Source organism: Streptomyces sp. SBT349, assembly GCF_001083795.1.
Lineage (GTDB): Bacteria > Actinomycetota > Actinomycetes > Streptomycetales > Streptomycetaceae > Streptomyces.
The window spans coordinates 1-15,287 of the sequence record NZ_LAVK01000177.1; the positions used below are offsets into that span (position 1 = coordinate 1).

A 15,287-nucleotide genomic window follows, 5' to 3' on the forward strand; every position below is an offset into this window, starting at 1 on the left:
AGCGAGTCCAGGTGCCGCCGCAGCGAAGCAGGGCCCGGCCGGGGGTACGGACGCCGTGCGGCGGCACCTGGACTCGCTGACCGGGACCGACGGCATCCCCGGGGCACTGGCGCGGATCCGTGACGGTGACCGCCGGGCGATCACCCTGACCTCCGGCACCGCCGAGCTGGGCACGGGCCGGCCGATGGTCGGCGGCGACGGGCGGTACCGGGTCGGCAGCGTCACCAAGTCGTTCACCGCCGTGGCCGTCCTCCAGCTGGCGGGCCGGGGCGCGGTCCGGCTCGACGAGCCGATCGAGACCTACCTGCCCGGCGTGGTGCGGGGCACCGGCGACGGCGCGGACATCGACGGCCGCCACATCTCGGTGCGCCGGCTGCTCCAGCACACCAGTGGCCTCCCGGACTACATGGCGCACCTGAACCCGCTGGACCGGGACGAGCCGGTCGAGGCGGCGGAGCTGGTCCGGTTCGCCCTCGCGCACGCACCGGACTTCGATCCGGGAAGGGGATGGGAGTACAGCAGCACCGGCTATCTGATCGCCGGGATGCTGGTGGAGCGGCTGACCGGAGACGACATCGGCACGGCGGTCACCGAACGCGTCATCAGGCCCGCGGGCCTGTCCGACACCTACTGGCCGCCCACGGGCGAACGCGCGATCCGCGGCCGGCACGCCCGCGCCTACGTGGCCGATCCGGCCGATCCGGGAGGCCCCCTGCTGGACGTCACCGAGTTCGAACCCTCGCTGGCGGGCGCGAGCGGCGCCCTGGTCTCCACCCCCTCGGACCTGAACCGCTTCTGGCAGCGGCTGTTCGAGGGCCGGCTGCTGACCGCGCCCGCGCTGGCCGAGATGATGACCGTCCTGCCGCCGGGCCCCGGCGAAGGCTGCGGCCTCGGACTCCGGCGGTTCCCGTTGACCGGGGGCGGCTCCTTCTGGGGCCACCTCGGCGACCACCTCGGCACGTCCACCCGGTCCGGCCGCGACGCCTCCGGCCGCCAGGTCACGGCCTACATCACCGCGCGGACCGGCTCCGACCAGGCCAAGGCCCGCCTGGAGGACGCCGTCGACGCCGCCTTCGTGGCCCGCCGCCTCAGTTGACCCGCCGCGTCAGTTGACCTGCCGCTCGAAGCCCTCCCAGTAGGGGGCGCGCAGCTTGAACTTCTGGAGCTTGCCGGTCGCCGTGCGGGCCAGCGCGTCCCGGAACTCCACGCTCGTCGGCGCCTTGAAGCGGGCCATCCTGGACTTGCAGTAGTCGATCAGCTCCCGCTCGGTCAGCGTCGAACCGTCGACCCTCACCACCAGGGCCTTGATCGTCTCGCCCCACTTCTCGTCGGGCACGCCGATCACGGCGATCTCGGCGACGTCGGGGTGGCTGAAGATGACGTCCTCGACCTCGATGGACGAGACGTTCTCACCGCCGGTGATGATCACGTCCTTCTTGCGGTCCTGGATGGTGAGGTAGCCGTCCTCCCCGAGCACACCGCCGTCGCCGGTGTGGAACCAGCCGTCGGCCATGCTCCGCCCGGTCTCCTCGGCGTTGTCCCAGTAGCCCTGCGACACCACGTTGGAGCGTGCGAGGACCTCGCCTCTCCCGTCGACCCTCAGCCGCACGCCCAGCGCCGGGGCGCCGGCCCGCACCAGTCTCGCGGCGCGCTCCTCGGGCGGCAGGTCGTCCCACTCCGGGCGGGCGCGGTTGATCGTGAGCAGCGGGGAGGTCTCCGTGAGGCCGTAGAGCTGGATGAACTCCCAGCCCAGCTCGGCCTCGACGCGCGCCACGGTCCTGGTCGGCGGTGGCGCGCCCGCGACGATGACGCGCACCCGGTCGCGGCCGGGGATCTCGCCGTCCCACGTCTGCGCGGCGTCGAGGATCGCCGCCACCACGGCGGGCGCGCCGCACATGACGGTGACGCCGTATCGCTCCACCCGGCGCAGGATCTCCGCGCCGTCGACCTTGCGCAGCACGATCTGCGGCACGCCCAGCCCCGCCATGGCGAACGGCATGCCCCAGCCGTTGGCGTGGAACATCGGCAGCGTGTGCAGGTAGACGTCGCGATCGCTGACCCCGGCGTGGAGCGCGAACGTGGTGGCGTTGACCCAGAGGTTGCGATGGGTGATCTGCACGCCCTTGGGCCGGGCGGTGGTGCCGGAGGTGTAGTTGATCGTGGCGGTGGCGTTCTCGTCGGGCTCCCAGGGGCGCGGCTCCGTGCCGGGCAGGTAGAGCGCGTCGTCGTCGCCCAGCGGATACGTGTGCGCGCAGTCGACGGACTTGAGGGCGTCCCTGAGCTCGGGGTCGACATAGAGCACCCGCGCGCCGGAGTGCTCGACGATGTAGGCCACCTCGTCGGCGGAGAGCCGGAAGTTGATGGGCACGAGGACCCGGCCGTAGCCGCTGACGCCGAAGAAGGCGGTCATCAGCCGGGCGCTGTTGTGCGACACCACGGCCACGCGCTCGCCCGTTCCGATGCCGAGCCGGTCCAGGTTCGCGGCCAGCGCCCGAGCGCGCTCGCCGACCTGCGCGTAGGTGAGCTCGCCGAGGGTGCGGGCGGGCTGGTCGGGCTCGTCGGCCACCCCGAGGCGGTCGCCGTACACCGTGAGGGCTCGATCGAGGAAGTCGGTGACGCTGAACGGGACAATCATCGGTGGTCCTCCCGTGCGAAGAGATCGCCCGTGGGCGAGCGGTCGCGTCGGGCCGGGCGCGCGGTCGGCCGTCCGACCCGGCCGCGAGACCCGTCCCACTGCCGGTGCGCCATCATCGCACGACCGGCGCTCCCTGCCACGGTCCGGTCAACACCCGCCCGCACGCCCCCCGTTCGGCCGCCCACCCGCGTGGTCCTGGCTCAGTTCCCCACGCCGAGACCGGACATGAACGCGGCCGGGTACCGGTCGCCGCGCGCCGCGCCGGGCGGCACCGCCTTCTCGATCTCGGCCAGGTCGTCCGCGGTGAGGCTCAACTCCGCCGCGGGCAGCGCCTCGGCCAGCCGCTCGCGGGTGCGGGCGCCGACCAGCGGCACGATGTCCTCGCCCTGCGCGGCCACCCAGGCGATGGCCGACTGGGCGACGGTGCGCCCCTTCGCCTCGGCCACCCGGCGCAGCGCCTCCACGAGGGCGAGGTTGTGCTCCACGTTCCCGCCGGCGAACCGCGGCCCGGTGGCGCGGCCGTCGCCGGGACCGGCGGTGTGGCCCGCGGACCAGTGCCCGGAGATGAGGCCGCGGCCGAGGACGCCGTACGCGGTCATGCCGATGCCGAGCTCCCTCAGCGTGGGCAGGACGTCCGCCTCCACCGCGCGGGAGATGAGCGAGTACTCGATCTGGAGGTCGGCGACCGGGTGCACGGCGTGCGCCCGGCGGATCGTCGCCGCGTCGACCTCCGAGAGGCCGAGGTGCCGCACATACCCGGCGTCGATCATCTCCTTGATCGCGCCCACCGTCTCCTCCACCGGCACCGCCGGGTCCAGCCGGGCGGGGCGGTAGACGTCGATGTGGTCGGTGCCCAGCCGGGTCAGCGAGTAGGCCAGGAAGTTCCTCACCGCCTCGGGCCGGCAGTCGTGCCCGCCGAACACCGGGCCCGGCCCCCGCAACATGCCGAACTTGACGCTCAACCGGTAGCTGTCACGGTCCCGGCCGCGCAGTGCCTCGGCGAGCAGCGACTCGTTGTGGCCCATGCCGTAGAAGTCGCCCGTGTCGATCAGCGTGACGCCGGCCTCCAGCGCGGCGTGCACGGTGGCGATACTCTCCGCGCGGTCGGCCGCGCCGTACGCGCCCGACATCCCCATCGCGCCCAGCCCCAGCGCGGAGACGGCCGGTCCGGTGCTGCCCAGGGTCCGTATCTGCATCGCGTTCTCCTTCGTCGTCCGCGTCCTCGACCTGTCCCCCACCGTGGACCCGCGCCGCGGCATGCGGGAGCGGAGCGTTCATCATGGGAGAGCCGCTCCCTGGATCGGCGCGCCCGCCGCGGGGACCATGGGGGCATGGAACGTGAGCAGCTCGCCGACTTCCTGCGCCTCCGCCGCGAGGCGATCCGCCCGGCCGAGGTGGGCATCGCCGACGGCCCCCGCCGCCGCACCACCGGCCTGCGCCGCGAAGAGGTGGCCATGCTCGCCGGCATGTCGGTGGACTACGTCGTCCGCCTCGAACAGGGCCGCAGCAGTCAGCCCTCGACGCAGCTGCTCGGCGCGCTGGCCCGGGTGCTGCGGCTCTCCGACGACGAGCGCGACCACCTCTTCCACCTGGCCGGCCACCGGCCCCCGCCCGCCGACGGGGTGGCCCGCCTCGCCCGCGCCGGCCTGATCCGGATGCTCGACCTGCTCGGCGACACCCCGGCCATGGTGCTGTCCGACCTGGGCGAGGTCCTCGCCCAGAACCGGGCGGCCGTCCTGCTGACGGGCGACCACACCCGCTACTGCGGCGACCGGCGCTATGTCGTGTACCGCTGGTTCACCGACCCCGCCACCAGCGCCACCCAGGCGCCCGAGGAACGGGAGCACTACGCCCGCCAGCTCGTGGCCGACCTGCGCGCGGTCGCCGGCCGCCGGTCGGGCGACCCCGCGGTCGCCGGGCTCGTCGACCGGCTGCTGACCGCCAGCGCCGACTTCCGCCGGCTCTGGGCCGAGCACGAGGTGGCGGTCCGACGCGCCGACCGCAAGACCGTGCTGCACCCTCGGGTGGGCCGCCTGCTGATGGACTGCGAGACCCTGACCACGCCCGACCAGGGTCAACTGCTGCTGGTGCTCACCCCGGCGGACGACGGGACCCGCGAACGGCTGGAGCTGCTACGGGTCCTGGGCATCGAGGAGTTCCCCAGCCCCCGGCTCGACGGTCAACTCGGCGTGTGAGGCTGGATGTCGCGGTGGAGGCGTGAGAGCCCCTGGGAGGGGCTCTCAGCCCTTTCACGAGGTCACGGCGTCAGCCGTGAGCCGGTGGCGGTGCTCCTACAGCTCCTACAGCCGGGAGCAGTTCGCGAACTCGGGGCGCCCGCCCGTGGCTTCCTCACCGCTGGGCGAGGTGATCACGACCGTGTAGGCGACGCACTGGCCGCCGGTCGGGGCGTAGACCGCCGCGTAGTGCCCGAAGGCGCCCGCGTCCCCCCAGGTGGAGCCGTCCTCGGTGTGGAGTTGGGCTTCGGTCCAGGTCGAGACGCCGTGGGCGGCGCCCGCCTTCAGGGTGACGACGCAGTTCTCCTGGAACGTGCCGCTCCACAGCAGGAACCCGGTGCCGAGGATCTCCCCGGCCGACGTCTGGATCAGGTCGGAGTGCAGGGTGAGGTATTCGGCGTCGTCACCCCAGGCGCAGCCGTCGGAGGCGGCGACCGCCTGGTCGATGGTGTGGGCGGAGGCGGTCGACGGAGCTGCCATCCATAAGACGGCGGCCACCGGGAGTATCGCGGCGAGGCGTTGAAGAGGACGTCTGAGTCGCGCGGACATACGGAAGCCTTTCCTCCGGATGAGAAGATCGGTCGCCAAGATCTTATCTGAGCATGATCTGTTTGTAATGAGGCCGTGACTCGAACTTCACGCCACCGCCCCGCCGTTCACACGCCACCGGCAGGCCCGTCCACGGGTTCGCAGCTCACCGTTGCCCCTCCGCCGTCGCCTCCCGGCCCTTCCGGCTCGTCGTGGATGGTGCGCGCTCCGCCGTCCGGTCCCACCGGGCATCAGCGCCCGGTGACCAGGCCCGCCATGTCGCTGCCGCGGCCCGGCACGCTCTGCGCGTACGCCGGGACGACCGGCAGCAGCAGGTAGAAGCTCGCCGAGGAGCCGACGACCGTCACCAAGCGCAGCAGGAGCGCGCGGGTGACCAGGCGCGGCGGCCCCTCGGCGGCCCGGTGTCCTGGATCGGCGGGTTCGGCCATGCGTCGCAACCTAGGGGACGGACCCGCCGCCCACGAACTGAATAGTCGGGCGCTCAGGCCGCGGTGCGGCCGACGTAGATGTTGCGGGCGCGGTAGAAGGTGTCGCCCGAAGGGCCCGATCCGCCCGAGGAGCCCTCCATCTGGAGGTTGCAGATGAGCCACAGCGGCTTGCCGACGAAGCCGGCGCCCCGGTGGACCGCCCGCCAGGTGTCGTCGAGGTAGTAATGGATCTCCACGTCCGTGGCGTTGACCCGGGTGATCCACGCGCGGTACGCGTGCCAGCTGCCGGGAGAGGTGACCGGCACGAGGGTGCTGGAGACGTCGGAGGAGGTGCGGAAGGTGTTGAACCAGTTCCGGTTGTCGCCCTTGAACTCCAGGATGTCGCTCTCCGGGGGCCAGCTGTTGACGCCGGTGAGCCAGAACGCGGGCCAGGTGCCGGGGGCGCTCGGCGCCTGGAACTCGCCCTTCACCTCGTAATCGGGGTACTGGTCGGTGACGCGCACCTGGTGCTTGGCGTGGATGGCACCCGAGTGGTAACGGATCGGCAGGTGCGGGTCGGCGCTGCTGTTCCCCTCGTCCCAGGTGATGCGGGTGGCCTTGAGGGTCAGCGTGCCGCCGGAGAGGGAGATGTGGTTGTGGTCGGCCGCGCTGCCGTACATGCGGGCGGAGCCGTTGTGGTCGGAGCCCCAGGGGTAGAGGTAGTTCCAGTTCGCCTCCAGGGACCCGTAGCTGCCCAAGGAGTCGGGCCCGAGGACCGTCTCCCAGGCCGCGGCCCGCGCGGGGCGGGCGGCGGCGAGGCTCGTCGCCGCCGCGGCGGTGGCGACGGCGGCGGCGCCGGTGATCAGCCTTCTGCGACCGATTCCCGCGCGGGGCCGGTCGGCGGACTCGCTCATGAGCGTCCTCCCTGGGAAGGGGTGGTGGCCTGGGCGCCGCCCGCGGCCCAGGCGTGGTGGAGCCGGTCGACGATGCTGGCGTTGCGCAGGGTCAGCGTCAGGTCGGTGCCGCTGCCCCCGAGGGCGTAGAGGGAGTACCAGTCGTGGTCGGGCCGGTTGGTGTGCTTGCCGCCGAGGGCAGGCCAGTAGACGGCGCCCATCCCCTGGGAACGGACGGTGTCGGTGGCGGCGCGGATGTACCGGACGAAGTTGTCGCCGCTGTCCGGGTCGTTGTAGTCCCTGCCGTCGTCCAGCGGGGCGCCGAACTCGTCCAGGACGGTGCGCGAACCGCAGTCGCCGATCCGGGAGTCGAACGTGTCCCGCCACGCGTCGTAGCTCATCTCGCCGAACTGGAACGCGTACAGGTGGAGCGACAGGTAGGTGCCGTCGAGGCGGCTGTCGCCGCACACGGAAGTGACGTCACCGTTGTAGCCGTGGCCGCTGACGAAAATCCGCTCCCTGGGGACCGTGGGGCGGTCGGCGATCCAGGCGGCGGCGATGTCGGCCCACTCCCCGGCGCTGTAGCCGTGGGGCTCGTTCATCGGCTCGAAGTGGACGCGGCTGTCGGAGCCCCACCGGTCGACGACGGCGTCCCACATCGCGTCGAAGCCCGCCATGTCGTCGATCCGGCCGTTCGACGATTCCCCTTCCCACATGGAGATGATCACGTTGAAGCCGCTCGCCGTGGCGGCGTCGACGGCCCCGGCGTAGGCGTCACCCCATGCCGTACCGGGATAGGAGTCGAAGTTGATCGGCAGCCGGACCGTGTTGGCGCCGATACTGCTGCGGAACCCGTCATAGACGGCGGTGGCCTTGGCCCTGACGGTGTCGTAACTGTCGGACTCGCTCAGTCCCTCGGGCACGACGGCGTCGTCGGTGAAGTTGTCTCCCGGCATGGCCCAGTTCACGCCCCTGAAGTCGGAGGCGGCCAGCGGGGCGGACTCCGGCGCGGACTCCGGCGCCGGTTCCGCCGCGGTGACGGAGGGGGAGGAGAGCGCCACGAGGGGCGCGGCGACCAGCGCGGCGAGCGCGGCCGGCAGGCCGCGGCGGCGGCGGTGGGCATGGAGGTGCGGCATGGTGATCCCTTTCGTGATGCGTCGCTGCCGACACCGTCAACTGGCCTCCCCACCCAGTCAATTGACTCATCACGGATCGGTCACAAGCGAACAGATCCGATCGTCGGTGCCTCGGCGCCGCAGGACTCGCGGACCTCAAGGGTGGGCCAGAGCTGCACCCGGTGCACCGGGCGGCGGCCGGGCTCGCTGACGCGGGCGAGGGCGAGTTGGGCGGCCAGCTGGCCCAGGCGGTGCTTCTGGGGGCGGACGGCGGTGAGCGGCGGGTCGGAGGTGGCGGCGACCTCGTCGTCGTAGGACACCACGGCCAGCTCGTCGGGTACGGCGATGCCGAGGTCCCGGGCGCGCTCCACCATGCCGATGGCCTCCCGGTCGGAGTGCACCAGCAGCGCGGTCATGCCCGACTCCCGGCAGCGTCGCAGCACCAGGTCGTAGGCCGCCGCCCACCCGGCGGTGCCGTAGACGGGCACCTCGAACCGCCAGGACTCGGGTTGCGGCAGGCCGAGTTCGGCCATGGTCTCCTGCCACCCCTGGCGCAGCGCGCGACTGGTGGGGCTCTGCCGGGAGAGGATCAGCGCGATGGCGGCGTGCCCGAGGGTCACCAGGTGCCGGACGCCGAGCCCGGCGCCCAGCGCGTGCGCCGTGGTGGCCGCGTCCAGTTCCAGGGTCGGCAGCTCGGGCGGGGGCTGGCGTTCCACCAGGACCACGGGCACGGGCAGCGTGGCCAGCCAGCGCAGCAGGTCCAGACCGTAGGCGCCGGTGACCACGGGGGCGACCAGCAGGGTGCGCGCCCCGCGGTCCAGCAGAGCGGTGATCTGGCGGCGGTCCTCGCCCGGTTCGTAGCTGGAGACGCGCATCACCAGCCGGCCCTCCGCCGCGTTCACCGCGGTCTGCGCGCCCTGGATGACCTGGGGCCAGTAATACTCCACGGACGGCACGACCATGCCGAGCAGCATGCCGGGGGCCACGGGGCCGAAGGCCGTCCGGTGCTGCTCCGGCTCCCGGCCGCCGCGGTGCGACAGGGTGACGCCGCCGTGCACCCGCCGCAGCAGGCCCCGGTCGGCGAGTGCGGTGACATCCCGGCGGACCGTGACCGCCGAGACGCCGAGCCGCTCGACCAGCTCGCTCAGCCGCACCGTGCCCTGGCTGCGGACGGTGGCGAGAATGCGCTCCTGGCGCTCCGAGGGGAGGATCACCGGCCGGGCCTCACTTTCACATGTGATCGATTCTGATCGTTTCGATTCATAGTGATTGACCGTGAACTATGACACGAGTTGAAGTGACCGGCACACCCTTCGGAAGGGACTGACGTCATGGCGCTACACACCGGCTGGTCACGCCGCGCCCTCCTGCGCGCCTCGGCCGGCGCCGCCGCGTTCGCGGCCGGGGGCGCCGGCCTCACCGGCTGCTCGTCCTCGACCACCGCCTCCGGCGCCACCCGGGTCACCCTCTGGTCCTGGATGACGGGCATGGACCAGTACGTTGCCGCCTTCAACGCGGCGCAGGACGACGTCCATGTGGAGCTGAGCGTGATAGCGGCCGGCCTCTCCGGGGGCTACGCCCAGCAGACCAACGCCATCAAGGCCCACAACGCGCCCGACATCCTGCACGTCGAGTACCAGGGCCTGATCCAGGTGCTGGCCACCGGCGGACTGCGCGAACTCACCGAGGACCTGGCCGACCTGGCCGAGGGATACTCGCCGGCCGCCTGGCGGGCCGTGCGCCCCGACGGGCGCACCTGGGCCACGCCCATGGACATGGCGCCCATGGCCCTCTACTACCGCAAGGACCTCTTCGACGAGCACGGCGTCCCGGTGCCGCGCGACTGGCGGGAGTTCGAGGCCGCCGCCGAGCTGGTGCGCGAGGCCGACCCGGGAGCGCGGCTGACCACGTTCCCGCTCAACGACGGCTCGTTCTTCGCGGGCATGGCCTGGGGCGCGGGCGACCCCTGGTGGCGCGTCGAGGGCGACACGTGGGTGGTCGACGTCGCCGGGGAGGGCACCCTGCGCACCGCCGGGTACTGGCAGGAGCTCATCGCCGCCGACCTGGTCGGCAGCGGCGGCACCGGCACCCAGGACTGGATCGCCGGCATCCACGAGGGCCGGCTGTGGGGATACCTGGGCGCGGCCTGGGGCGTGGGCACCCTGAAGAAGTCCGTCCCCGAGGACACCGGCCGCTGGGCCGTCACCACCATGCCGGCGTGGGGTGAGCCGCCGGCCAACGGGATGCAGGGCGGCACCGCCTTCGGGGTCTCCGCGGAGAGCGACGTCCCCGAGGCCGCCCTGACCTTCCTGCGCTGGCTGAGCACCGATCCCGACGTCCCGCGCATCGGCGCCACGTTCACCTCCCCCTTCCCCGCCTACCTGCCCAACCGGGACGTCGCCCGCCAGGTCGTCTCCAACGACTACTTCATCGGCGACCCCGTCTACGACGTGCTCGACGAGGCCGACGCCCGGGTCCCCGAGTGGACCTGGGGCCCCAACTCCCTCGGCCTCTTCTCCTCGGTCGCCGACGCCCTCGGCCGGGTCTCGTCCGGCGGCACCACCATCCCGGCGGCGATCCGCGACGTGCAGGCGACCGCCGTGGCCACCATGCGCGATCGCGGTCTCGCCGTCAGAGAAGGGAGCGCGGCATGACCGTCATCGCCCCCCGCCCCGCTGCCGGGAGCGGGCAGGACACCGGGGCGTCGCGCCCGGCGCGCCCCGCCGGACGCCGGGCCCGACTGGCCCCGCTGCTGCTGGCCGGGCCCTTCGCGCTGCTGCTGGTCGGCACCGTGCTGGTGCCCATCGGCTACGCGATCTATCTGAGCCTGTTCACCGAACGCCTGTCGGGACTCGGCTTCGACGGCCCCCGCGACGTCTTCGTCTGGCTGGACAACTACGGCGACGTGCTCGGCGACGCCGCGTTCCTGGAAGGCGTGGGCAACGTCGCCCTCTACGCCGCCGTCCACGTGCCGCTGATGCTCGGCGGCGCCCTGCTGCTGGCGCTGCTGCTCGACGGGGCGACGGTGCGGCTGCGGCGGACGTGGTCGCTGGCCGTGTTCCTGCCCTACGCCGTGCCGGGCGTGATCGCCGGGCTGATCTGGGCCTACCTGTACAGCCCCGGAGTCGGGCCGCTCGACGACGTGCTGCCCTGGGACCCGCTGGGCGCCAACGGCGTACTCCCCTCCATCGTCACCATGGCGACCTGGCAGTGGATGGGCTACAACGTCATCATCTTCTCCACCGCGCTGCGCGCCGTGCCCCGCGACGTGCTGGAGGCGTCCACGGCGGACGGGGCCGGGCCGATCCGCACCGCGCTGTCCATCAAGGTGCCGATGATCCGGCCGACCGTGTTCGTGGCCCTGGTCTTCACCGTCATCGGCTCCCTCCAGCTCTTCACGGAACCCCTGGTGCTGCGGGCGTTCAGCTCCTCGGTCACCAGCACCTGGACCCCCAGCCTCTACGTCTACGAGGCCGCCTTCATCAGCAACGACTACGGAAGGGCGGCGGCGGCCTCGCTGCTGCTCGCCCTCGCCTCGGCACTGCTCTCGGCGCTGGTGATGCGCCTGTCCACCCGGAGGTCCCGTTGACCACCTCGCGGCGGACGTCCCGCTGGACGTCCCGAGGCACCGTGCACGCCCTGCTGTTCATCGCCGCGCTCTACAGCGTGCTGCCGCTGGTGTGGCTGTTCACCTCGTCGACCAAGAACGTCGGGGACTTCTCCACCACCAGCGCCTTCGAGCTCGGGGACTGGAACCTCTGGAGCAACCTCGGCGACCTCTTCGCCGAGGAGGACGGCGTCTTCCTCCACTGGGTGCGCAACTCCCTGCTGTACGCCGGACTCGGCGCCGTCCTGGGCGCGCTGATCTGCGCCGCCTGCGGCTACGCCATCGCCAAGCTCGACTTCCCCGGCCGCCGCGCCCTGTTCGCCGTCACCCTGGCCGGCGTGCTCGTCCCCACCACCGCCCTGGCGCTGCCGCTCTACCTGCTCGCCTCGGAACTGCGCCTCGTCGACACCTTCTGGGCCGTCTTCATACCCCTGCTGACCAACCCCTTCGGCGTCTACCTCGCCCGCGCCTACGCCGAGGCGGCCGTCCCCGACGAGGTGCTGGAGGCGTCCCGCGTCGACGGCGCGAGCGAGCTGCGCACCTTCTTCACCATCGCCCTGCCGATGATGCGGCCCGGCGTGGTCACCATCGTGCTGTTCCAGTTCGTCGGCATCTGGAACAACTTCTTCCTCCCCCTGGTCATGCTCACCGACCCCGAGCTGTTCCCCATGACGCTCGGCCTGTTCCAGTGGAGTTCCCGCGTGGGCCAGTTCCCCCAGTACAGCCCCCTCGTCATCACCGGCTCGCTGCTGGCCGTGGTGCCGCTGGTGATCGCGTTCATCGTGCTCCAGCGGCAGTGGCGCTCCGGTCTGGCCACCGGGAGCCTCAAGTGACCGGACCCGCACGCCCCCAGACGATGCTGGTCATGGGGCGCGACACCTTCACCACCCAGTTCGCCGAGCCCGAACTGGCCCGGCTGGACCAACTGGCCACCCTGGACGATCCGTTGGTCACCGACGAGCTGCGCTCGCCCCGCACGCGTCGCCGGCTCGCCGAGACCGAGGTGCTCATCACCTCCTGGGGCTGCCCCCGCCTGGACACCGACGTCCTCGCCGCGGCCCCCCGGCTGCGCGCCGTCTTCCACGCGGCCGGATCGGTGCGGCCCCACGTGAGCGGAGCGGCCTTCGACCGCGGCCTGCTGGTCACCACCGCGGCGGGCGCCAACGCCGAGCCGGTGGCCCAGTACACGCTGGCCGCCGTGCTCTGGGCGTTCAAGAAGGTGCCGTTCCTCGCCACCGACGCCCGCCGGTTCCGCGCCGACTGGTCCTACCGGGACGGCCGCGGCGAACTGTCCGCCCGCGACCGCACGGTGGTCCTGGTGGGCCACTCCCGGGTCGGCGCCCGCGTCTGCGGCCTCCTCAGGGATCTCGGCCTGGCCCGCGTGCTGGTCGTCGACCCCGTGATCGACCCGGCCACCGTCCTCGCCGCCGGTGCCCAACCGGCGACGCTGGAGGAGGCGTTGCCCCAGGCCGACGTGCTCAGCCTGCACGCTCCCTCCCTCCCGCAGACCCGAGGACTGATCGGCGCCGCGGAACTTGCCGCCCTGCCGCCGCACGCCGTGCTGGTCAACACCGCGCGGGGGAGCCTGATCGACACCGAGGCGCTGACCCGGGCCTGCCTCGGCGGCGAGCTGCACGCCATCCTCGACGTGACCGAACCCGAGCCGCTGCCGCCCGACTCGCCGCTCTACGACCTGCCCAACGTGATGCTCACCCCGCACATCGCCGGCTCGCTCGGCTCGGAGACCCGCAGGATGACGCAGGCGGCCCTCACCGAACTGGAGCGCTACAACTCCGGCGCCCCGCCCCTGGACCCGGTCACCCGCCAGAGCCTGGCGGCCCAGGCATGACCGCACCGGCCGACCGCGCCCTCTCCCCCCACACCGGCTGGACCCGGGCCCACTGGACCGGCCTGGCCGACCGGATGCTGGCCGCCGTGGACCGGCACCGCTCCCCGCTGGGGGCGCGCGTCGACCTGCCGGGCCCGCCGAGCCGCTACGGCCCCGCCTCGGACGGGCTGGAGGGTTTCGCCCGCTCCCTGCTGCTGGCCGGCTTCCGGATCGCCGGCGAACGCGGCGCCGACCCCACCGGGCTGCTGGAGCGTTACGCCACGGGGCTGGCGGCCGGCACCGACCCCGCCTCGCCCGAAGCGTGGCCGCGCCCGGACGAGCTGGGCCAGGCGAAGGTGGAGGCGGCCTCCCTCGCGCTGATCCTCCAGCTCACCAGGCCCTGGCTCTGGGACCGCCTCGACGACCGGGTGCGACAGCGCACCGTCGACTGGCTGTCCACCGTCGTCGGCCAGCCCTACCCGCCCATCAACTGGGTCTGGTTCCGGATCGTCGTGGAGTCCTTCCTGCGCGAGGTGGGCGGGCCCTGGTCGCCCACCGACATCGAAGCCGACCTCGCCGTCCACGCCTCCCTGCGCCGGCCGGGCGGCTGGCTCTCCGACGGCGCCGACCAGCGCGCCTACGACCACTACACCGGCTGGGCGCTGCACCTCTACCCGCTGCTGTGGACCCACGCGTTCCCCGTCACCGGAACCCTCTGCCCGCCCGAACTCCGCCGGACCTGGGCCGAGGACCTCGCCCGTTATCTCCAGGACGCGGTGCACCTCATCGGCGCGGACGGCTCGCCCCTGCTCCAGGGCCGCAGCCTCATCTACCGGTTCGCCGCCGCGGCCCCCTTCTGGACCGCGGCCCTCACCGGGACGGGCGGGCTGCCGCCCGGCCTGCTGCGGCGAGCGGCCAGCGGCGTGCTGCGCCACTTCGCCGACCATGGCGCGCCGGACCGCGCGGGCCTGCTCACCCTGGGCTGGCACCACGCGTGGCCCCCGATGCGCCAGGCGTACTCCGGGCCCGGCTCGCCCTACTGGGCGGCCAAGGGGATGCTCGGCCTGGCCCTGCCCGCCGACCATCCGGTGTGGACCGCGACCGAACGGCCCCTGCCCGTGGAGGAGGGCGACTTCGCCCGGGTCATCGAGGCGCCCGGCTGGCTGGTCTCCGGGCGCCGCCGCGACGGCCTGGTCACCGTCGTCAACCACGGCACCGACCACGCCGCTCCGGGGGACACCGTCACCGACGCCCCGCTCTACGCCAGGCTCGGCTACTCCACCGCCACCCTCCCGCCGCTGACCGGGACGTCGGTCGAGGCGCCCGTGGACAACGCCGTGGTGCTGCTCGACGGTGCGGGGCGCGCCACGCACCGCACCGGCTTCACCACCCGCTACGCGCGGCGGGAGCCCGACGGGGTGCTGCTGGCGGCCTCGGCCGGTCCCGTCCACTGGGTGGACCCGGCACCCGACGCCGGACCCGACCACGGCTCGGGCCGCGCCGGCCGGATCACCCGGGGACCGCGTCTCACCGTCGCCTCCGCGCTCAACGGCGGGGTCGAAGTGCGCCTGGTGCGGGTGGAACGGGCCGGCCCCCGGGCCCTCGCGCACCGGCTGCGGCTGGGGGGCTGGCCCGTCACCGCGTCCGACCGCCCCCGCACCGGGCCCGGGGCCACCGCCCGCACGGACCGACTGCGCAGCAGCGTCCACCCGTTGCTCGGCTTCGACCGCACCGGCGTATGGCTGGAACCTGACGTCAGCCCGCTCGGCACCTGGACGGCCGTGCCCTGGGTGGCCACGGTCGGCGCCCTCCCCGCCGGCGGCCTGCTGGCCGCCCTGACCGTCCTCGACCGGGGTCCGCGATCCGCAGGTGCCCCGCCGGAGGTGCCGCGGCTCGACGTGGATGACCGCACCGTCGTCATCGACTGGCCGGACGGCCGCCGCACCGAGGTCCCGATATGAGTCCTCCGCCCGAGCGGTCCGCGGCGGCCGTCCGGCCAGTCGATGACGACGGTGCGGT

14 protein-coding genes are annotated in these 15,287 nt (G+C 73.2%); 7 read left to right on the forward strand and 7 right to left on the reverse strand.

The window, feature by feature from the left end; genetic code table 11:
* A partial coding sequence (locus ADY01_RS21065; RefSeq protein WP_063784302.1) for a serine hydrolase domain-containing protein occupies nucleotides 1-1,096 on the forward strand: 1,096 nt, incomplete at its 5' end.
* A 9-nt stretch (nucleotides 1,097-1,105) separates the two neighbouring features.
* Here the strand turns inward: ADY01_RS21065 and ADY01_RS21070 are convergent.
* Together ADY01_RS21070 and ADY01_RS21075 are read right to left on the reverse strand one after the other, a co-directional pair.
* On the reverse strand, nucleotides 1,106-2,635 hold the full coding sequence (locus ADY01_RS21070; RefSeq protein ID WP_049575881.1) for an AMP-binding protein: 1,530 nt from the start codon (nucleotides 2,633-2,635) through the stop codon (nucleotides 1,106-1,108).
* Between the two features lie 200 nt (nucleotides 2,636-2,835).
* Nucleotides 2,836-3,831, reverse strand: a complete 996-nt coding sequence (locus ADY01_RS21075) for an aldo/keto reductase (protein WP_049575883.1) — start codon at nucleotides 3,829-3,831, stop codon at nucleotides 2,836-2,838.
* 135 nt (nucleotides 3,832-3,966) lie between these two features.
* On the opposite strand from ADY01_RS21075, the gene ADY01_RS21080 reads away from it, so the two are divergent.
* Nucleotides 3,967-4,830 (forward strand): helix-turn-helix transcriptional regulator, encoded by an 864-nt coding sequence (locus ADY01_RS21080; RefSeq protein ID WP_049575885.1) that lies wholly within the window; start codon nucleotides 3,967-3,969, stop codon nucleotides 4,828-4,830.
* A gap of 105 nt (nucleotides 4,831-4,935) precedes the next feature.
* Here ADY01_RS21080 and ADY01_RS21085 read toward each other — a convergent pair whose 3' ends face one another.
* The 5 genes from ADY01_RS21085 to ADY01_RS21105 all read right to left on the reverse strand — a co-directional run bounded on the left by ADY01_RS21085 (nucleotide 4,936) and on the right by ADY01_RS21105 (nucleotide 9,047).
* Nucleotides 4,936-5,349 carry a hypothetical protein gene (locus ADY01_RS21085; RefSeq protein WP_049575888.1) on the reverse strand — a complete coding sequence of 138 codons (414 nt, stop codon included), beginning with the start codon at nucleotides 5,347-5,349 and terminating at the stop codon, nucleotides 4,936-4,938.
* Between the two features lie 299 nt (nucleotides 5,350-5,648).
* The gene (locus tag ADY01_RS21090; RefSeq protein WP_049575892.1) at nucleotides 5,649-5,846 is read right to left on the reverse strand and encodes a hypothetical protein; all 198 of its coding nucleotides are present in this window, start codon (nucleotides 5,844-5,846) and stop codon (nucleotides 5,649-5,651) included.
* A gap of 53 nt (nucleotides 5,847-5,899) precedes the next feature.
* The gene (locus ADY01_RS21095) at nucleotides 5,900-6,739 is read right to left on the reverse strand and encodes a family 16 glycosylhydrolase (protein WP_049575895.1); all 840 of its coding nucleotides are present in this window, start codon (nucleotides 6,737-6,739) and stop codon (nucleotides 5,900-5,902) included.
* Nucleotides 6,736-7,854 (reverse strand): cellulase family glycosylhydrolase, encoded by a 1,119-nt coding sequence (locus ADY01_RS21100; RefSeq protein ID WP_053171050.1) that lies wholly within the window; start codon nucleotides 7,852-7,854, stop codon nucleotides 6,736-6,738. Before ADY01_RS21100 ends, ADY01_RS21095 begins: the two co-directional genes overlap by 4 nt.
* An 80-nt stretch (nucleotides 7,855-7,934) precedes the next feature.
* A complete protein-coding gene (locus ADY01_RS21105; protein WP_049575898.1) occupies nucleotides 7,935-9,047 on the reverse strand; it encodes a substrate-binding domain-containing protein in 1,113 nt (370 codons plus the stop codon).
* A 117-nt stretch (nucleotides 9,048-9,164) separates the two neighbouring features.
* On the opposite strand from ADY01_RS21105, the gene ADY01_RS21110 reads away from it, so the two are divergent.
* The 5 genes from ADY01_RS21110 to ADY01_RS21130 are packed head-to-tail and all read left to right on the forward strand — an operon-like array spanning nucleotide 9,165 to nucleotide 15,229.
* Nucleotides 9,165-10,487, forward strand: a complete 1,323-nt coding sequence (locus ADY01_RS21110; protein ID WP_049575901.1) for an ABC transporter substrate-binding protein — start codon at nucleotides 9,165-9,167, stop codon at nucleotides 10,485-10,487.
* Entirely contained in the window at nucleotides 10,484-11,422 is a 939-nt protein-coding gene (locus ADY01_RS21115) for a carbohydrate ABC transporter permease (protein WP_049575904.1), read from the forward strand. Before ADY01_RS21110 ends, ADY01_RS21115 begins: the two co-directional genes overlap by 4 nt.
* Complete coding sequence (locus ADY01_RS21120; RefSeq protein WP_049575907.1) at nucleotides 11,419-12,273, forward strand: carbohydrate ABC transporter permease; 855 nt, start codon at nucleotides 11,419-11,421, stop codon at nucleotides 12,271-12,273. The genes ADY01_RS21115 and ADY01_RS21120 overlap by 4 nt, the downstream gene beginning before the upstream one ends.
* Nucleotides 12,274-12,296: 23 nt before the next feature.
* Complete coding sequence (locus tag ADY01_RS21125; protein ID WP_049575919.1) at nucleotides 12,297-13,289, forward strand: hydroxyacid dehydrogenase; 993 nt, start codon at nucleotides 12,297-12,299, stop codon at nucleotides 13,287-13,289.
* Nucleotides 13,286-15,229 (forward strand): DUF2264 domain-containing protein, encoded by a 1,944-nt coding sequence (locus tag ADY01_RS21130; protein WP_049575910.1) that lies wholly within the window; start codon nucleotides 13,286-13,288, stop codon nucleotides 15,227-15,229. The genes ADY01_RS21125 and ADY01_RS21130 overlap by 4 nt, the downstream gene beginning before the upstream one ends.
* The last annotated feature ends 58 nt before the right edge of the window (nucleotides 15,230-15,287 follow it).